The 3,462-nt window shown below is 46.1% G+C and carries 3 protein-coding genes; 1 reads left to right on the plus strand and 2 read right to left on the minus strand.

Features of this window, described 5'->3' with window-relative positions; genetic code table 11:
- On the minus strand, positions 1-514 hold a 514-nt coding region (locus A2517_RS03195), incomplete at its 3' end, for a carbon-nitrogen hydrolase family protein (RefSeq protein WP_294894061.1).
- Positions 501-1,520 (minus strand): ribonucleotide-diphosphate reductase subunit beta, encoded by a 1,020-nt coding sequence (locus tag A2517_RS03200; protein WP_294894063.1) that lies wholly within the window; start codon positions 1,518-1,520, stop codon positions 501-503. The genes A2517_RS03195 and A2517_RS03200, both read right to left, overlap by 14 nt.
- A 97-nt stretch (positions 1,521-1,617) precedes the next feature.
- Here A2517_RS03200 and A2517_RS03205 point away from each other — a divergent pair.
- The coding region (locus A2517_RS03205) for a DUF748 domain-containing protein (RefSeq protein WP_294894065.1) at positions 1,618-3,462 on the plus strand (1,845 nt) is incomplete at its 3' end.

Raw genomic sequence — 3,462 nt, forward strand, 5'->3', positions numbered from 1 at the left:
GCAGTTTCCCCCACTGTGCCGGAACGGCAATGATATCACACCCCTCCAACTGTTGCCAAAGCGCTTTAAATCGCAGTTCAAAGCAGATTAAAATTCCGATTTTGATCCCCTCAAAGAGAAAAGGGGCGATCTGTTTCTCTTCCCCCGCATGAAAATACTCATGTTCGTTTCCGAGGGTAAAAAGTTTCGCTTTGGGTTGGCGGTAGAGGATTTTATTCTCGTGCAGTGCGTAGGCGATGTTATAAAAGAGATTATCCTCTTTGGTGATGGCTGTGAAGATCAAGAGACGATTGCCGACGCGACGGGCGAGTGATTCAAGCGCCGTAGCGGTAAATGCCGCCGCTTCTTCAAAGCGCTCATACGCAAAACCGCTCAAACACACTTCAGGAGAGACGATAATGGCATCTTCGGGGGCTGTGTCGATCAGGGCAAGGAGACGATCAAGATTTTTAGAAAAATCGGAATCGGTCACAATGCACAACGAGACGATGGGACGGGTTTTAGAAGTCGTCAAAACTGAGGCTTCCTTTGGAATAGTTGGTGACGGTACCCTCGAAGAAGTTGGTTTTTTGGTCATTGAATTTAGAGAAATCATCGACCCATTTGATCGGGTTAGCGACATTGTAAAGAGGTTTCATTCCTACAGCTGTGAGACGGTTGTCGGCTAGATGTTGGATGTATTGTTCCACGATGTCATTCGTAAGTCCCAAAATCTGCCCTTGGGTGATGTATTGACCCCATGCCACTTCGAGTTCGACCGCTTTGCGGAACATATCGTACACCTCTTCGAGCAGCTCTTCGGTAAAGAGATCCGCTCTTTCGCGGCGGAGGGTGTTGATGATGTTTTGGAACAACACGAGGTGGGTCACTTCATCACGCTGAATAAAGCGGATCATCTGAGCGCTCCCTAACATTTTTCCCGAGCGGGCGAGGGTGTAGATGTAGGTAAATCCGCTGTAAAAGTAGATCCCCTCCAAAATTTGGTTGGCAAAACACGCTTTGACAAAGGCACTTTCGCTAGGGTCGTTGGCGAGATCGTTATAACGAGCGGCAATCGAGTCGTTTTTGGTTTTAAGCATCATGTCACGACGCCAAAGATCGTAAATCTCTTCGGAGTTTTGACTGATCGAGTCAACCATAACGGCGTAGCTTTGAGAGTGGAGCGCCTCTTCGAAACTTTGACGTACCAAAATGAGGTTGACTTCGGGAGCGGTAACGTAAGGGTTGACGTTATCCATTAGGTTATTGGTTTGGAGCGAGTCCATAAAAATAAGCTGGGAGAGGGCTTTGTCATACGCTGTCTTTTCCATCTCGGTGAGGTATTTGTAGTCGACCGCATCGCGGGTCATATCGACCTCTTTGGGGAACCATGTGTTGTTGAGCATCATCTCCCAGAGGTTATAGGCCCATTGGTACTTAATGTTATTAAGTTCGAAAATACCGGTAGGATTTCCGCCGAAAATCTGGCGGTCGTTTACATGTTCAGTGGAGGTAGGATTGTAAATTTGTTTGCGCTTCATTTCGGCTATCCCTAGTGTGCAGATAAAGTATCTGATTATGTCGAAATATAGATTTAAGTATGATAAAATGAAAAGAGTTTTTGATGGGGGTGTAATTATGAACAGAGGGCTCGTTATCAAATCATTAGCGGCAGTCGTAACGACGTACGCCATCGCCGGCTTTTTCGGAGTCCCATATTTTTTAAAGAATATAGTTCCAGCACAGGTGAGTGAGGCTACGAAGGGGGGGCAGTTTTCGGTAGAAAAGGCCGCATTTAACCCGTTTACTTTTCACCTAACCCTAAAAAAAGTCTCTTTCAAGACACCGCAGAACAGTGAGTTGTTTTTTCTCCAAAAACTTTCGATCAATGTTGATCCGACTGCCTATGCGTGGAGGGGGGGATTGGTAATTCGCGATGTAACGCTGAGCGAGCCGAAACTCACTTTGAAACGGGATGAGAAGGGGGATTTTAACTTTAAATGGCTCACTGAACTTGGAGGAGACACCAAAGAAGAGAAACCCTCCGAGCCTTTAAAACTTATTATTAGCCATTTTGCACTAAAAAATGGAACGATGCACTACAGCGACTATGCCGATGGCAAATCCTATAGGCTGGATTTGGGTCCTGTCGGATTTAATCTCGATAACATAGATTTGCGTGATCTCTCGAGCAGCGAGGGGAAAATGCGTCTTTATGCAACAATTAACAATGGCGGTTTTATCGATCTTAGCGGAAAAATCGATGCCCTTTCCCCTCTTGTTGTCGGTGGGAGTGTTTCCTTTGATTCGGGAAAACTTTATACCCCTTGGCGTTATTTTAAAGACAAAATGCCGATTGAAGTGGCGGACGGCTCTGCGGGGTTCGGGTTTGAGTATCGATTCGACAGCAATGATGTCAATGCGACGCAACTCTCAAAACTCCATTTTGAGATCGATAAACTCCGTATTATTCCTAAAGGGGAAGATCGAAATCTCCTGAGTCTCGCCTCACTTCGTTTGAGCGATGGAACGGTAGCGCCGATGAAGAAAGTTTTTAAAGCAGGAACCCTTAAACTCGATGGGATGAATCTCTCTGCACAGCGTTCCAGCGAGGGTAAAATCGATTGGATGCAGTATGTAGAGGAGATTCAAAAAGCATTTCCGAAAGAGGAGACCAACGAGACGGCAACGCCATGGAGCTACGGCATTGATGAGATCGCGTTAAGCAACAGTGCCATCGGATTTATCGATGAGGTACCCTCTAAAAAAGTAACGATGACTCTCGATCAATTGAATCTGAGTCTAAAAGGATTCCAGAGCGATCCATCGGTTAAAAACGATATTACCCTCTCTTCGCGTTTCAATCAAAGCGGCAGTATCGTTCTCAACAGTGAGCTTATCCGTGCACCGCTCAGCAGTAGAGGAAATATCGAGCTTAGAGGGTTGGATATATCGTTGGTAGATCCTTATATCGAGCCGAGTAGCTATGCGTCGCTTCGTCGCGGAAATCTATCCCTTTCGACCGATTATGAGTATAGACCAAGTAAAACCGAACTCCGAGGAAAAGTGGCGTTGGAGGATTGGGTGGTCAATGATAGCCGTGATAATTCGGTATTGCTCGGATGGACGAAAATCGGGGTAACACCGTTTGTCTACGCCTACCCTGACAATCGGCTCAAAGTTAATCAACTCGCCATTGACGGGTTCTATACGAATCTTCATATCGATGCGAAAAAGGTATTGAACTACTCAACGTTGAGTAAAAAAAGTGGTTCTTCCTCTAATGCGGCGAAACCGGCGGGGAATCCGTTTGGGATGGACATTGTGAAGCTTCTTCTTCGCGGAAGCAGCGCTACGTTTAGTGATATGTCTTTGCCCTTGCCGTTTAAAACTTATATTCACGATTTGGAAGGGTCGGTTTTGGGGATCTCGACGACCAAAGACGTTACCACATTCGTGAAAATTCGAGGTGGGGTGGATCAG

Source organism: Sulfuricurvum sp. RIFOXYD12_FULL_44_77 (assembly GCF_001830725.1).
Lineage (GTDB): Bacteria > Campylobacterota > Campylobacteria > Campylobacterales > Sulfurimonadaceae > Sulfuricurvum > Sulfuricurvum kujiense_A.